The organism is Amycolatopsis sp. NPDC059027, from assembly GCF_042739735.1.
Classification (GTDB): Bacteria; Actinomycetota; Actinomycetes; order Mycobacteriales; family Pseudonocardiaceae; genus Amycolatopsis.
Genome location: NZ_JBHYIK010000006.1, coordinates 162,032 through 177,817, shown reverse-complemented (window position 1 = coordinate 177,817; position 15,786 = coordinate 162,032). Strand labels below are relative to the sequence as shown.

Annotated in this window: 16 protein-coding genes; 7 read left to right on the top strand and 9 right to left on the bottom strand. The window is 70.9% G+C overall.

Annotated features, from left to right (window positions below; all coding sequences use genetic code 11):
• Nucleotides 1-81: 81 nt before the first annotated feature.
• From ACFWY9_RS06475 to ACFWY9_RS06465, 3 genes are all read right to left on the bottom strand, one after another.
• Nucleotides 82-687 (bottom strand): hypothetical protein, encoded by a 606-nt coding sequence (locus tag ACFWY9_RS06475; protein ID WP_378331789.1) that lies wholly within the window; start codon nt 685-687, stop codon nt 82-84.
• Between the two features lie 29 nt (nt 688-716).
• On the bottom strand, nt 717-1,220 hold the full coding sequence (locus ACFWY9_RS06470; RefSeq protein WP_378331788.1) for a DUF3145 domain-containing protein: 504 nt from the start codon (nt 1,218-1,220) through the stop codon (nt 717-719).
• A gap of 237 nt (nt 1,221-1,457) precedes the next feature.
• Entirely contained in the window at nt 1,458-2,930 is a 1,473-nt protein-coding gene (locus ACFWY9_RS06465; protein WP_378338323.1) for a S8 family peptidase, read from the bottom strand.
• 209 nt (nt 2,931-3,139) lie between these two features.
• On the opposite strand from ACFWY9_RS06465, the gene ACFWY9_RS06460 reads away from it, so the two are divergent.
• Nucleotides 3,140-4,435 (top strand): hypothetical protein, encoded by a 1,296-nt coding sequence (locus tag ACFWY9_RS06460; protein WP_378338322.1) that lies wholly within the window; start codon nt 3,140-3,142, stop codon nt 4,433-4,435.
• A 7-nt stretch (nt 4,436-4,442) separates the two neighbouring features.
• The gene (locus ACFWY9_RS06455; protein ID WP_378338321.1) at nt 4,443-4,799 is read left to right on the top strand and encodes a hypothetical protein; all 357 of its coding nucleotides are present in this window, start codon (nt 4,443-4,445) and stop codon (nt 4,797-4,799) included.
• A 103-nt stretch (nt 4,800-4,902) separates the two neighbouring features.
• Here ACFWY9_RS06455 and ACFWY9_RS06450 read toward each other — a convergent pair whose 3' ends face one another.
• Nucleotides 4,903-6,297, bottom strand: coding sequence for a dihydrolipoyl dehydrogenase family protein (locus tag ACFWY9_RS06450; RefSeq protein WP_378338320.1), 1,395 nt, complete (start codon nt 6,295-6,297; stop codon nt 4,903-4,905).
• 143 nt (nt 6,298-6,440) lie between these two features.
• On the opposite strand from ACFWY9_RS06450, the gene ACFWY9_RS06445 reads away from it, so the two are divergent.
• On the top strand, nt 6,441-7,085 hold the full coding sequence (locus ACFWY9_RS06445; RefSeq protein ID WP_378338319.1) for a histone-like nucleoid-structuring protein Lsr2: 645 nt from the start codon (nt 6,441-6,443) through the stop codon (nt 7,083-7,085).
• 134 nt (nt 7,086-7,219) lie between these two features.
• Here ACFWY9_RS06445 and ACFWY9_RS06440 read toward each other — a convergent pair whose 3' ends face one another.
• From ACFWY9_RS06440 to ACFWY9_RS06420, 5 genes are all read right to left on the bottom strand, one after another.
• On the bottom strand, nt 7,220-7,963 hold the full coding sequence (locus tag ACFWY9_RS06440; RefSeq protein ID WP_378338318.1) for a biotin/lipoate A/B protein ligase family protein: 744 nt from the start codon (nt 7,961-7,963) through the stop codon (nt 7,220-7,222).
• Nucleotides 7,960-9,348: an NAD(P)(+) transhydrogenase (Re/Si-specific) subunit beta gene (locus ACFWY9_RS06435; protein ID WP_378331171.1), complete on the bottom strand. Its 1,389-nt coding sequence runs from the start codon at nt 9,346-9,348 to the stop codon at nt 7,960-7,962. Before ACFWY9_RS06435 ends, ACFWY9_RS06440 begins: the two co-directional genes overlap by 4 nt.
• Entirely contained in the window at nt 9,345-9,653 is a 309-nt protein-coding gene (locus ACFWY9_RS06430; RefSeq protein WP_378331197.1) for an NAD(P) transhydrogenase subunit alpha, read from the bottom strand. The genes ACFWY9_RS06435 and ACFWY9_RS06430 overlap by 4 nt, the downstream gene beginning before the upstream one ends.
• A gap of 5 nt (nt 9,654-9,658) precedes the next feature.
• Complete coding sequence (locus ACFWY9_RS06425) at nt 9,659-10,768, bottom strand: Re/Si-specific NAD(P)(+) transhydrogenase subunit alpha (protein ID WP_378338317.1); 1,110 nt, start codon at nt 10,766-10,768, stop codon at nt 9,659-9,661.
• 79 nt (nt 10,769-10,847) lie between these two features.
• Nucleotides 10,848-11,519, bottom strand: coding sequence for a TetR family transcriptional regulator (locus tag ACFWY9_RS06420; RefSeq protein WP_378331173.1), 672 nt, complete (start codon nt 11,517-11,519; stop codon nt 10,848-10,850).
• A gap of 96 nt (nt 11,520-11,615) precedes the next feature.
• On the opposite strand from ACFWY9_RS06420, the gene ACFWY9_RS06415 reads away from it, so the two are divergent.
• From ACFWY9_RS06415 to ACFWY9_RS06400, 4 genes are all read left to right on the top strand, one after another.
• Complete coding sequence (locus tag ACFWY9_RS06415) at nt 11,616-12,719, top strand: ferredoxin reductase (RefSeq protein ID WP_378331174.1); 1,104 nt, start codon at nt 11,616-11,618, stop codon at nt 12,717-12,719.
• Between the two features lie 19 nt (nt 12,720-12,738).
• Nucleotides 12,739-13,854, top strand: coding sequence for a fatty acid desaturase family protein (locus ACFWY9_RS06410; protein ID WP_378338316.1), 1,116 nt, complete (start codon nt 12,739-12,741; stop codon nt 13,852-13,854).
• Nucleotides 13,855-13,864: 10 nt separating this feature from the next.
• A complete protein-coding gene (locus tag ACFWY9_RS06405; RefSeq protein WP_378338315.1) occupies nt 13,865-14,095 on the top strand; it encodes a hypothetical protein in 231 nt (76 codons plus the stop codon).
• A gap of 392 nt (nt 14,096-14,487) precedes the next feature.
• The gene (locus ACFWY9_RS06400) at nt 14,488-15,774 is read left to right on the top strand and encodes a sensor histidine kinase (protein WP_378331191.1); all 1,287 of its coding nucleotides are present in this window, start codon (nt 14,488-14,490) and stop codon (nt 15,772-15,774) included.
• Nucleotides 15,775-15,786: the final 12 nt, after the last annotated feature.

The following is a 15,786-nucleotide window of genomic DNA, read 5'->3' as shown; positions in this document are numbered from 1 at the left end:
GCACTCCCCCGCCCCCCAACCCCCCCCCAACACCCCCCCCCACCCCCCCCTTCAGTGCGTCTTACGAGAGGAACGTCCCCTTCAGCACTTCTCGTGGACCGGGTTGTCGTTCTGCGAACCCTTGTCGACGCGCAGGCCGTTGCCCTCCCGGACCAGCGGCATCATGAGCCGCCAGCGGATGCACGGCTCGGGGAAGTCGGGCGGCGCCTCCGAGGAAGCCTGGGTACTGGTGAAGCCGACGAGCACCCGCAGCGTCCCGGACGTCGATCCCGGCTCGATCCGGTAGATCCGGATGCTGCCGTCCTTTGTGGACCGGAAGTCGGCCTGGAACCTCGGCGGCGGCTTGCTGCTGTACAGATCGCTGGTGACCGACGTCGTCCACTTCGCGTAGTTGCGCTCGTTGATCGCGCTGAAGTAGGTCTGCAGCACCGTGTGGACGGCTTCCTGCTGCGGATGCGCCGCCGCGTCCGGGCTGAGCTCGACGGTGTCCGGCCCCGGTTCCTGGTCCGGGCGCAGCGGCGTGGACGTCGCCGGAGTGACGGTGTGCCCGGCGGCGGTGCCCGCAGGAGCGGCGTCCGGGCGGCTGTAGACCTCACGGGCCAGCAGCCCGACACCGACGGTCAGGGACGCGACGACGACGAGAACAGGGACCAGCCAACGCTGACGGGTCGGGGTACCGGCACTCACCCCAAGAGGTTAGCGGCCGCCCACCCGGGCTACCCGACCTGGTGCAGCCAGGTGACCGGAGCGCCGTCCCCGGCGTGCCGATAGGGCTCCAGCGCCTCGTCCCAGCTCGCGGCCAGCAGCTCGTCGAGCTGGTGGGCCAGCGCCTCACCCGCCCGCGTCTTGGCCACCAGCGCGCGCAGCTGGTCCTCGCCCACGACGATGTCGCCGTTGGCGCTCGTCCGCCCGTGCCACAGGCCGAGGCCCGGCGCGAAGCAGAACCGCTCACCGTCGACGCCCGCGCTGGGCTCCTCGGTGACCTCGAAGCGCAGCATCGGCCACGCCTTGAGGGCGGCGGCGAGCTTGCCGCCGGTGCCCGCGGGCGCGCGCCAGCCGCACTCGGCACGCAGCTGACCCGGACTGGCAGGCTGCGCCGTCCACTTCAGCTCGACACGGGCACCCAGGGTGCCCGAAATAGCCCACTCGACGTGCGGACAAACCGCAGACGGCGACGAGTGGACGTACACCACGCCTCGGGTGTTGCCACGGGTGCTCACTGCTGACCTCCGCTTGCTCGACGAGGGACGTCTTCCCCTACGGCCTCTCCCGAGCGATGCAGGTCTGGGCTCTCGTGCCAGTTCCCGATACGTGTAGCACATTCTGCACCCCAACCGTGCTGTTTGGCCACACGAACACCACAAGTCCCACGGTTATGGGGGCGGGGGCCCGAAATCCGGCATGGTCAGCCGCCGGGAGCTGACCGTATCGGGTTTCCGGGTCCCCCGCCAGGGTGATCAGGGACGAGCGCCGAGCGAGGTCGCCGCCGCGACCACGTCCACCAGGCCCGCTCCCTTGTCGAAACTGGAGGTGTACGGACCGTTCACGACGTAGGGCGCGCCGTTGACGTATTTGTACGCCGTCGATTTGATCGCCCGCTCGATGTCGCCCGCCGAGGCCGAAGGCGCGGCCTGGAACAGCTGGGCGACGATCCCGGTGATCTGCGGGGCCGCCATCGACGTCCCGCTGATCACGTTGTAGGTGGCCAGATCCAGTGGCCCGGGCCCGTTTTTCGGCTGGAGTCCCTGCGTGCAGATGAGCAGGGTGACGCCGCAGGCGGAGAGGATGTTCTCGCCCGGCGCGGAGACGTCCGGCCAGCTCGCGGGGTCGGTCTTGAGGCCCCGTGAGGAGAACGTGGACACCGAGCCGTCCCGCGTACCGGTGCCCTGGTCGTTGTAGGAGGCCACGGACAGCACTCCGGGCGTCGGGTCCTGGCCGGGCGGGTTGGACAGGTTCTTCGAGCCGTCACCGCCGTCGTTGCCGTTGGCCCACACCGTGACCACGCCCTCGGCGGCCAGCGCCCGCTGCAGCTTGACCGTCGCCGAGGCGGGGTCGAACGCGCCGCCGCCGCTCGGTCCGTAGGAGTTGTTGATGACCTTGATCGGCGGGCACACCGCGGGCGACACCCCGGCGCCGCACGGCGCGGCGTGGTGTTCCAGCACCCAGTTCAGCGCCGCGTCGGTACCCAGCACCAGCAGCGCCGCCCCGGTCGAGATGGCGGTGATCTTCGAGCCCGGCGCGGATCCACCGACCCGCGTGCCGTCGGACAGCGTCAGGTCGTTGCCCGCCGCGATGCCGGTGACGTGGGTTCCGTGCCCGCCGAGCGACAGCGTGTCGGTGTCCACAGTGGTCGGTACGTCCACGATGCAGTTCGTCGCGGTGCCGTCGGCGCACAGGCTCTTGAGGCTGCGCACCACCCTCGTCGAGCCGTCCGGCGCGCGGAACGCCGGGTGGGTCGGGTTCACGCCGGTGTCGATGATCGCGACGCCGACACCGCGCCCGTCCAGTGGAGCGCCGTTCCCGTCCTTGAGCGTGGTCCTCGCCTGAAGGCTGCGGGTCGCGGTGGTGCCGGTGCTGCTCGCGGCCGTCCTCAGTGGATCGTTGCTCTCGACGTAGCTCACGCCGGGGACACCCCGCACGGCGCGTACCTGGTCGGCGGTCCCGCCGGCGGCGACGACGCCGATGCGGTCGAACGAGGTGAGCGGGGTCAGCCCCGCCGAACGCACCGCGTCCGCCGCCGTCGCGACGTCGGCGGCGTGCACGAGCGCCGTCACCCTCGTCCCGCCCGTTACGGTGTCGAGCAGCCGGGTGAGCCCCGAGGAGACCGGGGCGAGCGGATCGGCGGCCACCGGCGCGGCCACGAGTACGGGGAGCGCGAGCAGCGCGGCGAACACCGCGGATCGCCTGCGCCAGGAACGGGGTACGGCCATCGGACCCTCCTGAAGTGGGAGCGGGCACTACTTCCGCCCCCCAACGAGTGAACACCCGTCCGGGTGACGGTTGTCACGACGATGCGTATCCCCGCCGCACCCCTTTCGGAGGGTGAGACAAAAGAAGTCCCCGTGTCGCGTGGCTCCCGGGGCCCGGCGCGCTAGCGTGTGCGCGAACGAGACGGAAAAACACTGTCCGGGGAGGGTTCGTGCGACTCGTACGCCTCGCTCAACAGCCGTCCCGGGTCGCCGAGGACGTCCGGGCGGCACTCGCCTCGCTGGGCCGCGGCAGCACCGTGATCGGCGGCGTCGCGCTGATCGGTGCCGACCCGGTCGGCGAGGGCGCGCCCGTGGAAGCGGTCGTCGTGCTGCCCAAGGGCGTCCTCATCGTCATCGGCGTCGATCTGCCGGACCCGGCGCTGCGGCTCGAGGCACCGCTGAGCGCGCAGTGGAAGGCCGACGGCTGGCCGCTGGTGCACGGCGACGACACGGTGAACCCGGCGACCGAGGCACTGGACGTCTCGCAGGCGTGTGAACGCCGGATCGCCGAGATCGCTCCCGGTGCGGCACCGATCGGCACGATCCTCGCGGTCGGCCCGTACGTCGAGACCGTCGAGCAGCCGCCGGCGGATCTCGCCGGCCCGGTCCGCGTGCTCTACCCGACCCCGACGTCGATGCTCGCCGCCACCGTCTCGCTCGCCACGGCCCGCCGCCCGCGCTCGATCGACCAGGCCCGCGCGCTCATCGAGGCACTCGCGCCCGGCACGCCCGACCTGTCCGACGAGGTCCTGCTCGGCGAGGGCTTCAGCCAGTTCTCCGACAACGAGCAGACGGTCATCCGGGAAAATCCCCTGGTCGCCGCCGCGCCGACGAGACCGGTCCCGCCACAGGAACCACCCGCGAAACCGGCCCCGGCCCCTGTCCCCGCCGCGGTGCCGAGCCCGCCCGCCGCGTCGGCGGCGGCCCCGGTCGCGTCGGCAGCCCCGGCCGCACCCGCGGTGAAGCAGGCCGAGCAGACCCCGGCCAAGACCCCGCCACCCCGGCGCACGCCCGCCCCGCCGGTGGCGCAGCGGCCGCCGACCCCGCCGTCCGCGGTGTCCGATCCGGACCCCCCCCCCCCCCCCCCCCCCCCCCCCGCCCCCCCGCCCGCCCCCCCCCCCCCCCGCCAGGGGGCCCGCGGCGTCCACGGCGAGCGCACCGCCGCACCAGCCCGACCAGCCGCGTTCGGAGTCCGCCCGGCCGGAGAAGAAGTCCCGCACCGTCCGCTGGCTGCCGATCGGCGCGATCGGACTGCTGGTCGTGCTGCTCGTCGCGGCGATCGTGGTGGCGGCGAACAGTTCCTCCGACACGCCCGCGCCCACCGCGAGCCCGAGCACACCCGCGGCCACGCCGCCGCCGACGCCGGTGTCCAGCGCCCCGCCGAGCACGGCCCCGGTGCAGAGCCTGGAGTTCACCCGGCGTGCGAGCAGTGCGGACCAGCGCTGCGCGTCGCACGCCTTCGGTGACGTCCAGGTGAGCCTGCAACGCACGAGCTGCGCCGGAGTCCGCCGCGCCAGTTTCGCCGCGACGGTCGACGGGCGGCCCGCCGCGGTGACCGTCGGCATCGTGGACTTCACCAGCAGCGGGCAGGCCGCCGCCTTCAAGGCCATCGCCGACACCCCGGGCGGAGGCGGCATTCTCGACGTCGCCACCGAGACCGGCCAGTGGAACGGCGAGGTCCCGCGCTTCGAGAACGCCGCCTACCAGAGCAAGCTCGACGGCGCTTCGGTGCGGGTCGTGCAGGCGGTGTGGCTCACCGGACCGTCCACTTCGGACGACCCGGCCCTGACCCGAGCCGCACAGGGCGCCCTCGACCAGCCGGTCTCGTGAGCGTTCCCGCCGCTGAGGACAAACCCCACGCTTGCGGTCCACTGGGCTTCAAACGCCACATTGGGGCGCATGAGCCACCGCGTGACCGGAGCACTCAGGAGGCCTAGAGTCCGTAGGCCTCCAGGAGGCGCAGCCAGACCTCGCTGATCGTCGGGAACGCCGGGACGGCGTGCCACAACCGCGAGAGCGGCACCTCGCCGACGATCGCGACGGTCGCGGCGTGCACCAGGTCGGCGACATCCTGACCGGCGAAGGTCGCGCCGAGCAGCACCTCGCGTTCGGTGTCGACGACGATCCTGGCCTTGCCGGTGTACCCGTCGGCGTGCAGGGACGACCCGGCGACCGCGATGTCGATCTCGACGACCCGGTCGGCCGAGCCCTCGCGCGCGTCCGCGAGCCCGACCGCGGCGATCTCCGGGTCGGTGAACACCACCTGCGGAACGGCGTGGTGATCGGCGGTCGCGGTGAACGGGCTCCACGGCCCGGCGGCCACCTGCTCGCCCTTGGCCAGCGCGGCGACCGTGTCCCCCGCGGCCCGTGCGGCGTACTTGCCCTGATGCGTCAGCGGCGCGCGGCCGGTGACGTCGCCCGCCGCGTAGAGCCAGCCACCGTCCACAGCGGACACCCGGCCGGTGTCGTCGACGTCGAGCGGCTTCCCCTCGGTCAGCCCCATCCGGTCGAGGCCGAGCCCGGTGGTGGCCGGACGGCGTCCGGTGGCGACGAGCAGTTCGTCGACCACCAGCCGCGAACCGTCCTTCAGTTCCAGCTCGGTCCCGCTGTCCACTGCGGACACCCGGCTCAGACCGGAGTTCGCGTGGACGCGCACCCCGTCGGCGCGCAGTCCGTCCAGGACGGCGTCCCCGGCGAACGCGGGCTGGCGAGGCAGCGGCCGTTCCCCCGTGATGATCAGATGGACCTCGGCACCGAGCCGGGCCCACGCCTGCGCCATTTCGACACCGACGACCCCGCCGCCGAGCACGCCGAGCCGCGCGGGCACCGACGAAACCGACGTGGCCTCGCGCGAGCCCCAGGTCCGGATCGTTTCCAGCCCGGGAATCGGCGGCGTGCTCGGCACACTGCCGGTGCACACGATCACCGCGTGGCGCGCGGTGAGAACCCGGTCACCGTCCACGGTGACCTCCCGGTCACCGGTGATCTCGGCGTGCCCGCGCACCGGTTCGATCCCGGCGCCGCGCGCCCAGCCGACCTGCCCGGCGTCGTCGCCCTTGCCGGTGAACCAGTCCCGGCGCGCGAAGACCTGCTCCGGATCGATCCGGTCGCCGACCGGCACCCCTGGCATCCGCTTGGCCGCCGCGAGCAGATTTCCCGGGCGCAGCAACGCCTTGCTCGGGATACACGCCCAATAGGAGCATTCCCCGCCGAACCGTTCGTGCTCGACGAGGGCGACCTTCAACCCTCCTCGCGCCACTCGCTCGGCGGCGACCTCGCCCACCGGTCCCGCCCCGATCACCACGACATCGAAAGTCTGTGCCGACATGGGTTCAGCGCACACCACTACGCGAGTTCGCGCAAGCCAGCGGTTATCCTCATCAGCGAACTGCAAGGAATCGGCGGTATCGGGGGCCAGTATCGTCGCCGACCCGTTGCGCGCAGTACGACGATCGAGCACGGGAGGTTTTCGTGGCCAGGAACACGGCGGTGCACTTGCTGGACGATCTGACCGGGGATCCGGCGGCGGAAACGGTCGCCTTCGCGCTGGACGGAATCGACTACGACATCGACCTTTCCGACGACAACGCCGTGGCGCTCCGGTCGTTCCTCGACACCTACGTCCGGAACGGCAGGCGGATCGGCGGGCGCAAGCGCAGGCCGCGCATCGTCCCCGGTGCCAAGAAGAAGGCGCGCGCCACCAAGACCACCAAGACCGCCAAGCCCGTCGCGGGCCGCAGGGGCGCGAGCGCGCCGAAGGCGACCGCCGCCAAGCCCGCGGCCGCCAAGCCCGCCGCGAAGAGCACCGCCAAGAAGGCCCCGGCCAAGGCGGCTCCCGCGAAGAGCACGGCGAAAACGGCCGCCGCGGCCAAGACCGCGCCGAAGAAGGCCACCGCGAAGCCGGCGGCCAAGAGCACCACCAAGGCGACCGCCGCCAAGCCCGCCGCCGCGAAGACGCGCGCGAAGGCTCCGGCGAAGACCACCGCGACGGCGAAGAAGGCCGAGCCCGCCACCCGCTCCCGCACCAAGAAGGTCGCGGCGCCGAAGGCCGAAGCACCGAAGAGGACCGCGCGGAAGGTTCCGACAGTGACCTTCTCCGCCGCCGAGCAAGGCTGAATCCACCGGACACGAACCGACCGAGGGACGCCCCGGGTGCGTTGACCGCATCGAGGGACGCCCCCGGTGCATCCGACGGACGCACCCAGGGACGCCCTCGTCGCACCTCGGCGGTGAGTCCGGGACCAGGCCGCTCAGCCGCGCAGCGCGTCGGTGCGCTGCGCGCCGTCGGAATGCCAGCCAGGGTACCGGTACCGCGTGAGCAGCAGCTCCCGCTGTTTGTCCACTTCGGACTGTGCCGGTGGCCGGGGCACCAGCGGGCCCAGCACCGCCGAGGCAGCGTCGCGGACGGCGGCCTCGACCGTGGCGAGGCCGGGCCGCAGCCCGTGTTCGGCCAGTGACGCGACCGGGCTGCGATGGGAATCCAGCGGACGCGGGTCCGGCGGTGGCCCGGTGAGGTAGGCGCCGACCCGGTCCGCGGCCGTGTCGACGAGCAGGGTCGAATGCGCGAGCAAGCCCGTCTTCGTGCGGAATACGGCGAAACCGCAGAGCTTCGCCTCGCCGACGAACAACCCGCGCTCCCCGATCCTCGCGGGCAGCCCGAGACGCTCGACGGCGGCGCGCATCACGGCGCCGATCGCTTCGAGCGGCCGCTGCGCCGGGTCGGGCAGCACGAGCGTCACGTTGAGATTGCCCGGGTCGTGGAACACCGTCCCGCCACCGCTGGCGCGGCGCAGCACCGGAATCCCGTCCCGCTCGCAGGCCTCGAGCCGGACCTCGCGCGCGAGCTTCTGCCCGCGTCCGACCACGACACACGCCGGATTGCGCCAGAGCCACAGCACCGGCGCCTCCTGCGCGACCCGCAGCAGGGCCTCGTCGAAAGCCAGGTTCTCGGCCGGATCCGCGAAGTCTGCCCGCACATCCGACCCGGGGTTCAAAGTGCTTTCAGCTCCTCGACGATCTCGCCCACCGAGGACTTCGCGTCCCCGAAGAGCATGCTGGTCTTGGGATCGTAGAACAGGTCGTTGTCGATCCCGGCGAAGCCCGAGCTCATGCCGCGCTTGAGCACGATGATCGAACGGCTCTCGCTGACCTTGAGGATCGGCATCCCGTAGATCGGCGAGCCGGGGTCGGTCTCCGCGGCCGGGTTGGTCACGTCGTTGGCACCGATCACCAGCGCGACGTCGGTCTGCGCGAACTCGGAGTTGATCTCGTCCATCTCGCGCAGCTGCTCGTAGGGCACGTCGGCCTCGGCGAGCAGGACGTTCATGTGCCCCGGCATCCGGCCCGCCACCGGATGGATCGCGTAGGCGACGGTGATTCCCTTGGCCTCCAGCAGTTTCGCCATCTCCCGCACCGCGTGCTGGGCCTGCGCGACCGCCATGCCGTAGCCCGGCACGACGACCACCTTGTTCGCGTACGCCATCTGGATCGCGGTGTCGGCGGCGCTGGTACTGCGCACCGGGCGCTGTTCCCCGGACCCGCCACCGGAGGCGACGGCGGTGCCGCCGCCGAAGCCGCCCGCGACGATCGCCGGGATGGACCGGTTCATCGCCTTGGCCATCAGGTTGGTCAGGATCGAACCGGACGCGCCGACGATCATGCCCGCCACGATGAGCGCGGTGTTGGACAGCGCGAGCCCCATCGCCGCGGCCGAAAGCCCGGTGAACGCGTTGAGCAGCGAGATGACCACGGGCATGTCGGCACCGCCGATCGGCAGTACCACGGTGAGGCCGAGCACGGCCGCGGCCAGCAGCAGCCCGATCATCAGGATCTCGGCGTCCCCGCCGGAGGCGATCCACACCGCGCAGCCGACCGCGACGATCAGCAGGAGCAGGTTGACCGGCTGCTGTGCCTTGCCCATGGTGACCGGCTTGCCGGAGATCAGCTCCTGCAGCTTGCCGAACGCGATCAGCGAGCCCCAGAAGGAGATCGAGCCGATCAGCGCGGCGAAAAGCGAGGCGATCGCGACGTACGCCGGTTCGTGCGCGTAGCCGTCGGTGGTGCGGAACTCGACCCAGGCGATGAGCGCGACCGCGCCACCGCCGACGCCGTTGAACAACGCCACCATCTGCGGCATCGCGGTCATCTTGACCTGGCGCGCGGACGGCACCCCGACCAGCACGCCGATACCGACGCCGAGCACGATCAGCAGCCAGTTGCCCATGCCGGGGGTGAGCAGGGTCGCGATCACCGCGATGCCCATGCCCGTGGCGGCGATCCAGTTGCCGCGCACCGCGGTCCGGGGCCCGGTGAGCCCCATCAGGCCGTAGATGAACAGCGCGAAGGCGATGATGTAGAGGACGGCGATGAGCTCGGTCACTGGTCGCCCTCCTTCTTGTCCGCCTCGGGCTTCTTGCCCTTGAACATCGCGAGCATCCGGTCGGTGACCAGGAATCCGCCGACGACGTTGATCGTGCCGAAGGCGATCGCGATGACGAGCAGGATCCTGTTGAGCACGCCGTCACTGCTGTCGAGACCGAGCACGAGCAGCCCGCCCAGCAGGACGATGCCGTGGATGGCGTTGGTGCCGGACATCAGCGGGGTGTGCAGGGTGTTGGGCACCTTGGAGATCACCGCGAAGCCCACGAATCCGGCGAGCACCAGCACCGCGAGGTTTTCCACCAGTGTCGTCACCGGTCACTCCCGTCCCCGCGCCCGGCCACACAGGCCCCGGCGACGATCTCGTCGGAGAAGTCGAGCGTGAGCCTTCCTTCGCCGTCCACCAGCAGTTCGAGCAGTTCGGTCACGTTGCGGGCGTAGAGCTCGCTGGCGTGCGCGGGCATTTCGGCGGGCAGGTTGAGCGGCCCGGCGATCGTGACGCCGTGCTCGACGACCGTCTCGCCGGGTTTCGTCAGCACGCAGTTGCCGCCGGTTTCGGCGGCGAGGTCCACGACGACCCCGCCGTCGGGCATGCCCTTGACGGCGTCCTCGGTCACCAGCGTCGGCGCCTTGCGGCCCGGCACGAGCGCGGTGGTGATCACGACGTCGAACTTCGTGATCGCCTCGGTGAGCCTGCGTTGCTGCTCGGCTCGTTCCTCCTCGGTCAGCTCTCGGGCGTACCCGCCCTCGCCGACCGCCTCGATACCGAGGTCGAGGAACTGCGCGCCCAGCGAACGCACCTGCTCGCCGACCTCGGGGCGGACGTCGTAGCCGGTGGTCTGCGCGCCGAGCCGCTTCGCCGTGGCGAGCGCCTGCAGGCCGGCGACCCCGGCGCCGAGCACGAGCACCTTCGCCGGGGGCACGGTGCCCGCGGCAGTGGTGAGCATCGGGAAGAACCGGGGCAGGTTCTCCGCGGCGAGCAGGACCGCGCGATAGCCCGCGACGCCGCTCTGCGAGGACAACGCGTCCATCGCCTGCGCGCGGGAAATGCGCGGGATGGCCTCGACGGCGAACGCGCGTACACCGGCTTTCTCCAGCGCCGCCACGCCGTCCGGATCACCGCGGGGATTGAGGAATCCAATGAGGACGGTCCCGGCCCCGAGCCGCGCGACCTCGTCCGCCGTGGGGGCCGCCACCTTGACCACGATGTCGGCGTCCCACGCGTCCCCGAGTTCGGCACCCGCCTGTTCGAACGCGTCGTCGGACACGTACGCGGCCGCACCGGCACCCGATTGGACTACGACCTTCAGACCGCGGCCGGCCAGTCTGCCCACCAGCTTGGGCACGAGCGCCACCCGGCGCTCACCCGGCCTGGATTCGGCGACAACGCCCACTGTGAGCCGCTTTTCGTTCTCCGCCACGCGAGGTCCTCTCAGATGAGATCCCGATCACGTCTGCGAGGTTCTTACCACGTCTGGCGGTGCGGGGACATGCCCGAAGTCAGCGGCTGATCCAGTGCGGTACTCCGGAGAGGAGGAATCGGAGCCGCTTTTCGGCCAGTTCGATGAGGCGTTCGTCGGTTCCCTTGTCACGCGGCTGCGTTTCGAGCAGCTCCAGCACCGTGGCCAGCATCGCGGTGACGATGAGCTCGGCGAGCATGTGCAGGTCCTCGGTGGTCCAGGTGCGCAGCTGATCGAACCGGGCGAGGTCGATCGCGAGATCGCTGGAGAACAACCGCAGCTCCACGCCGATCGCACGGGCCACCGGACCACTGCCGCCGTAGCGTTCCCTGGTCAGGAACCGGAAATGGTCCTCGTGTGCGCGCACGTGCTCGTGCAGCGTGCACACCGAGGCCTCGATCAGCTGCTCGTGGTCACCCGGACGGCGGCGCGCGTCGCGGATCATCCCGCGCAGCGTGCGCATGGACTCCTCCACCAGCGCGACGCCGAGTTCCTCCATCGAGGCGAAATGCCGATAGAACGCCGTCGGCACGATGCCCGCGCGTTTGGCGACCTCGCGCAGCGAAAGGCTCGCGAACCCGCGGTCGGCCAGCAGGTCCAGCGCGGCGTCGAGCAGGGCCTGCCGCGTGCGCTGCTTGCGCTCCTGCCTGCTCACCGGCTCCACCGCTTCCGACACGACCGACAGCGTACGGGCGTTCGCGGTATCGCTCACGTCACATCCGCCTTCTTCCGTTCCGACATTGACAGCGCCCCCCGTCATGCACTCCACTATTCAGTGTACAGCCGTTCACTCAATTCGGGAGATGTGATGACGGCACTGCTGCCACGAACCGGCCGCGTCCGCGCGCTGGCGTCGCTGGCCGAGGCCCTGCTGACGCCGCACGGCATGGACCGCTACCTCGAGCTGCTCGACCCGATGCTGGTGCGCCGCGAGATCCGCGGCCTCGTGACGGACGTACGGCACCAGACGCCGGACACGGTCACCCTCACCGTCCGGCCGTCGAGGGCGTGGCGAGGGTTCACCGCGGGCCAGTACGTCCGGGTGACACTCGACATCGACGGGGTCCGGCGCACCCGCTGCTATTCGCCGTCGTGCTCTCAGCACCGGGCGGACGGCCTGCTCGAGTTCACGATCAAGGCCGACCCGCAGGGCCTGGTTTCCCGGCACCTCAAGGCGAACGCCGGGGTCGGCACGATACTCGGACTGTCCACTGCGGACGGTGCGTTCACGCTGCCGCGGGCGCGGCCGGACCGCGTCGTGCTGATCAGCGGCGGCAGCGGGATCACGCCGGTGCTCTCGATGTTGCGCACGCTCGTCGACGAAGGTCACCCCGGCGAAATCGTCTTCCTGCACTACGCGAACACCGCGGCCGACGTGCTCTACCGCGACGAACTCGCGTCGCTGTCCGCACGGCACCCCGCGTTGCGCGTCGTCCACGCCTACACCCACGCCAAGCGCGGCGCGACCCTGCACGGTTTCTTCTCCGCGCGGCATCTGGCGAAGGCCGCGCCGTGGTACCGGGACGCCGAAACCTACCTGTGCGGGCCGAAACCGCTGATGGACTCGGTCCGCGAGGTGTACGCCGGGGCCGGGCTGAGTGAACGCCTGCACACCGAGGAGTTCACTCCCCCGGCGCTGACCTTCGACACGGACAGCGCCGAGGGCCGCGTGCGGTTCGCCCGCAGCGGCCGGGAATGCGAGAACTCCGGCGTCCCGCTGCTGGAGCAGGCCGAGGCCGCCGGGCTGCGCCCGGAACACGGCTGCCGGATGGGCATCTGCTTCTCGTGCACGCGGGTCAAGACCGCGGGCCAGGTACGCAACGCCAGGACCGGCGAGGTCTCCGGCGAAGAGAACGAGGAAATCCAGCTGTGCATCTCCGTCCCGGTCGGGGACGTCGAGATCGACTTGTGAGCCGTAAGGAGCGTTTGTCATGACCGGTCTGCAGGACCGCCTCACCCCGCAACAGGTCGAGGATTTCGGCCGCGAACTCGACGAGCTGCGCCAGCGGATCGTCGACGACCTCGGCCAGGCCGACGTCGACTACATCCACAACATCATCAAGACGCAGCGCGGCCTTGAGGTCGCCGGGCGCGCGTTGCTGTTCGCCGGATTCTTCCCGCCCGCGTGGCTCGCCGGGGTCACCGCGCTCTCGGTCGCGAAGATCCTGGACAACATGGAGATCGGGCACAACGTGATGCACGGCCAGTACGACTGGACCCGTGATCCGGCGCTGAGCTCGCAGCAGTTCGAATGGGACACCGTCGCGCCCGCGGAGAACTGGCGGCATTCGCACAACTACATCCACCACACGTACACGAACATCGTCGACAAGGACCGCGACGTCGGCTACGGAATCCTGCGCATGGACCCGGCGCAGAAATGGCATCCGTACTACCTGGGCAACTTGGTGTACGCGACGTTGCTGGCGATCCTCTTCGAGTGGGGTGTGATGCTGCACGACCTCGAAGTCGAGAAGGTCGTCAAGGGCGAGCGGACGTTCGAAGAGAACCGCCCGGTCCTGAAGAAGATCGTGCGCAAGGCGGCCCGGCAGATCGGCAAGGACTACGTGCTCTTCCCGCTGCTGACCGGCCCGCTCGCACCGCTGACGCTCCTGGGCAACGCGACCGCGAACCTGACCCGCAACCTGTGGGCGTTCGCGATCATCTTCTGCGGCCACTTCCCCGCCGACGTCGAAAGCTTCTCCGAGGAGGAGACCGCCGAAGAGACGCGGGGCCAGTGGTACCTGCGGCAGATCCTCGGCTCGGCGAACATCAGCGGCAGCCCGCTGTTCCACATCATGAGCGGGAACCTCTCGCACCAGATCGAGCACCACCTGTTCCCGGACATCCCGGCGCGGCGCTACCCCGAGATCGCCGGCGAGGTCCGGGCGATCTGCGAGAAGTACGGCCTGCCGTACCACACGGGCCCGCTGCACCGGCAGCTCTGGTCGGTGGCGAAGAAGATCGTGAAGCTGGCGCTGCCGTGGACCGGTGAGCGGGCCACACCCGCTACCGTGGACCGTGACCGTGCACTCCGAGCAGCTTAAGGAACCTGTCATGGTGGGTCAGTTCGAGAGCGGCAAGGACACAGTTCAGGTGATCACCGAATCGGCGGCTACCCACATCGGGAACATCGCCACCATCATCACCGGCGCGATCCGCGGCATCGCCCGCGAAACCGGCGAGCTGCTGACCGACGTCATCGAGATGCGGGAGGCCTCGGCACGTGCCCGCGCCGACCACGAGTCCCAGCGGCCCGAGGACGCGGTGGCACCCCGCGAGGACTAGCTCGGCCGAGCGCCCCAATGTGGCATTGGGTGCGCTGGACGCACCGAACGCCACATTGGGGTTTCTCGGTAGGTGCGGTTTTGCTGGTGGGTGCTTTCCCGGGGGCTTGGTGGTGTGGTGAAGGGGTCCTTCGCGGCGCTGAGCGCCGGTAAGGAGGCAAGTCCGAGGGACGCCCTGGGTGCGTCCACCGCACCCAGGGACGCCCTTGCCACACCCCAGGCGTCCTACAACACAACCGGCAACACACATACGGCTCCGGAATCCGTTAGTGAGAAAACCTCAGTGGGGCGCATGAGCCACGTCGCCCACGACGGGGACCTGCGGTTTCCCGCAGCCGGGAGTAGGGATAACCGGGTGGGCGCGGCCGGGGTGGCGACGGCAGACTTGGGGCCGTGACCAGCTCGTACGCGCCCTCGACCGCCCGCCAGGGCATCCCGCGGTGGCTCTTCGGCCGCTGGCTGAGCCGGGATTTCTACGCCGAGTACGCCTGGGTCTTCTTCTCCGCGCTGCTGTCGGTGGTATCGCTGGTGAGTGTGCTCGCCGGGTTCGTGCTCGGCGTCGCGCTGTCGCCACTGGTGGTCGGGCTGCTCGTGGTCAGCGGCGCCGTGCAGTACGCCCGGCTGCTCGGCGGCGCGCATCGGCGGCTGGCCGGGCGCATGCTGGGCGTCCGGGCTCCGGCGCCCCGGCGCGCGGAGCTGAAACCCGGGCTGTGGAACTGGCTGAAGGCCCGTGCCGGTGACCCGTTCGGCTGGCGGTCGATCGGCTATTTCGTGCTGCGGCTGCCGCTCTCGGTGATCGGCCCGTTCGTGCTGGTTTCCACGACGCTGTTCGGGTTCGCCGCCGTGACCTACCCGGTGCTGTGGCCGCTGATGGACGGCAAGCGCATGCCGGTGTTCGACATCTACAGCGAGACCTGGCCCGGCACCCTGGTGTGGGGAGTCTCCGGTCTGCTCATGCTCCTCGCGCTGCCGTGGCTGGTGCACGGGCTGGTCGCGCTCGACCGGCTGCTCGTCGTGGCGTTGCTCGGCCAGCGCGCGCTGTCCGAGCGGGTGCGTGACCTGGAGGAGAGCCGGGCCACCGCGGTCGAGGACGCCGCGCTGCGGCTGCGCCGGATCGAACGGGACCTGCACGACGGCGCGCAGGCACAGCTCGTCGCGCTGGCCATGCGGCTCGGCCTGGCCAAGGACGAGCTGACCGGCGACGCCGTCGACGTCGGGCAGGTCCGGGACCTGGTCACCGCGGCCCATGCCAACGCGAAGCAGGCGCTGACCGAACTCCGCGACCTCGCTCGCGGCATCCACCCGGCCGCGCTGGACGCCGGGCTCGACATCGCGCTGTCCACGCTGGTGGCCAGCTCCGGGATCGACGCGCGGATCGAGGTCGACCTGCCGCGGCGCCCGCCACCGTCGATCGAGACGATCGTCTATTTCAGCGCCGCCGAACTGCTCACCAACGCCGCGAAGCATGCCGGCACCCCGGCGCTGGCGACGATCTCCGAACACGACGACGTGCTGCGGCTGCGGGTGTCGGACGGCGGTCCCGGCGGCGCCCGGATCGTGGCGGGCGGTGGGCTGGCCGGGCTCGCCGACCGGCTGCGCACGGTCGACGGCGAGCTGACCGTCGGCAGCCCGGCCGGTGGGCCGACCACCGTCACCGCGGAGATCCCGCTGCCCCGCTGACCGGTACCCCGC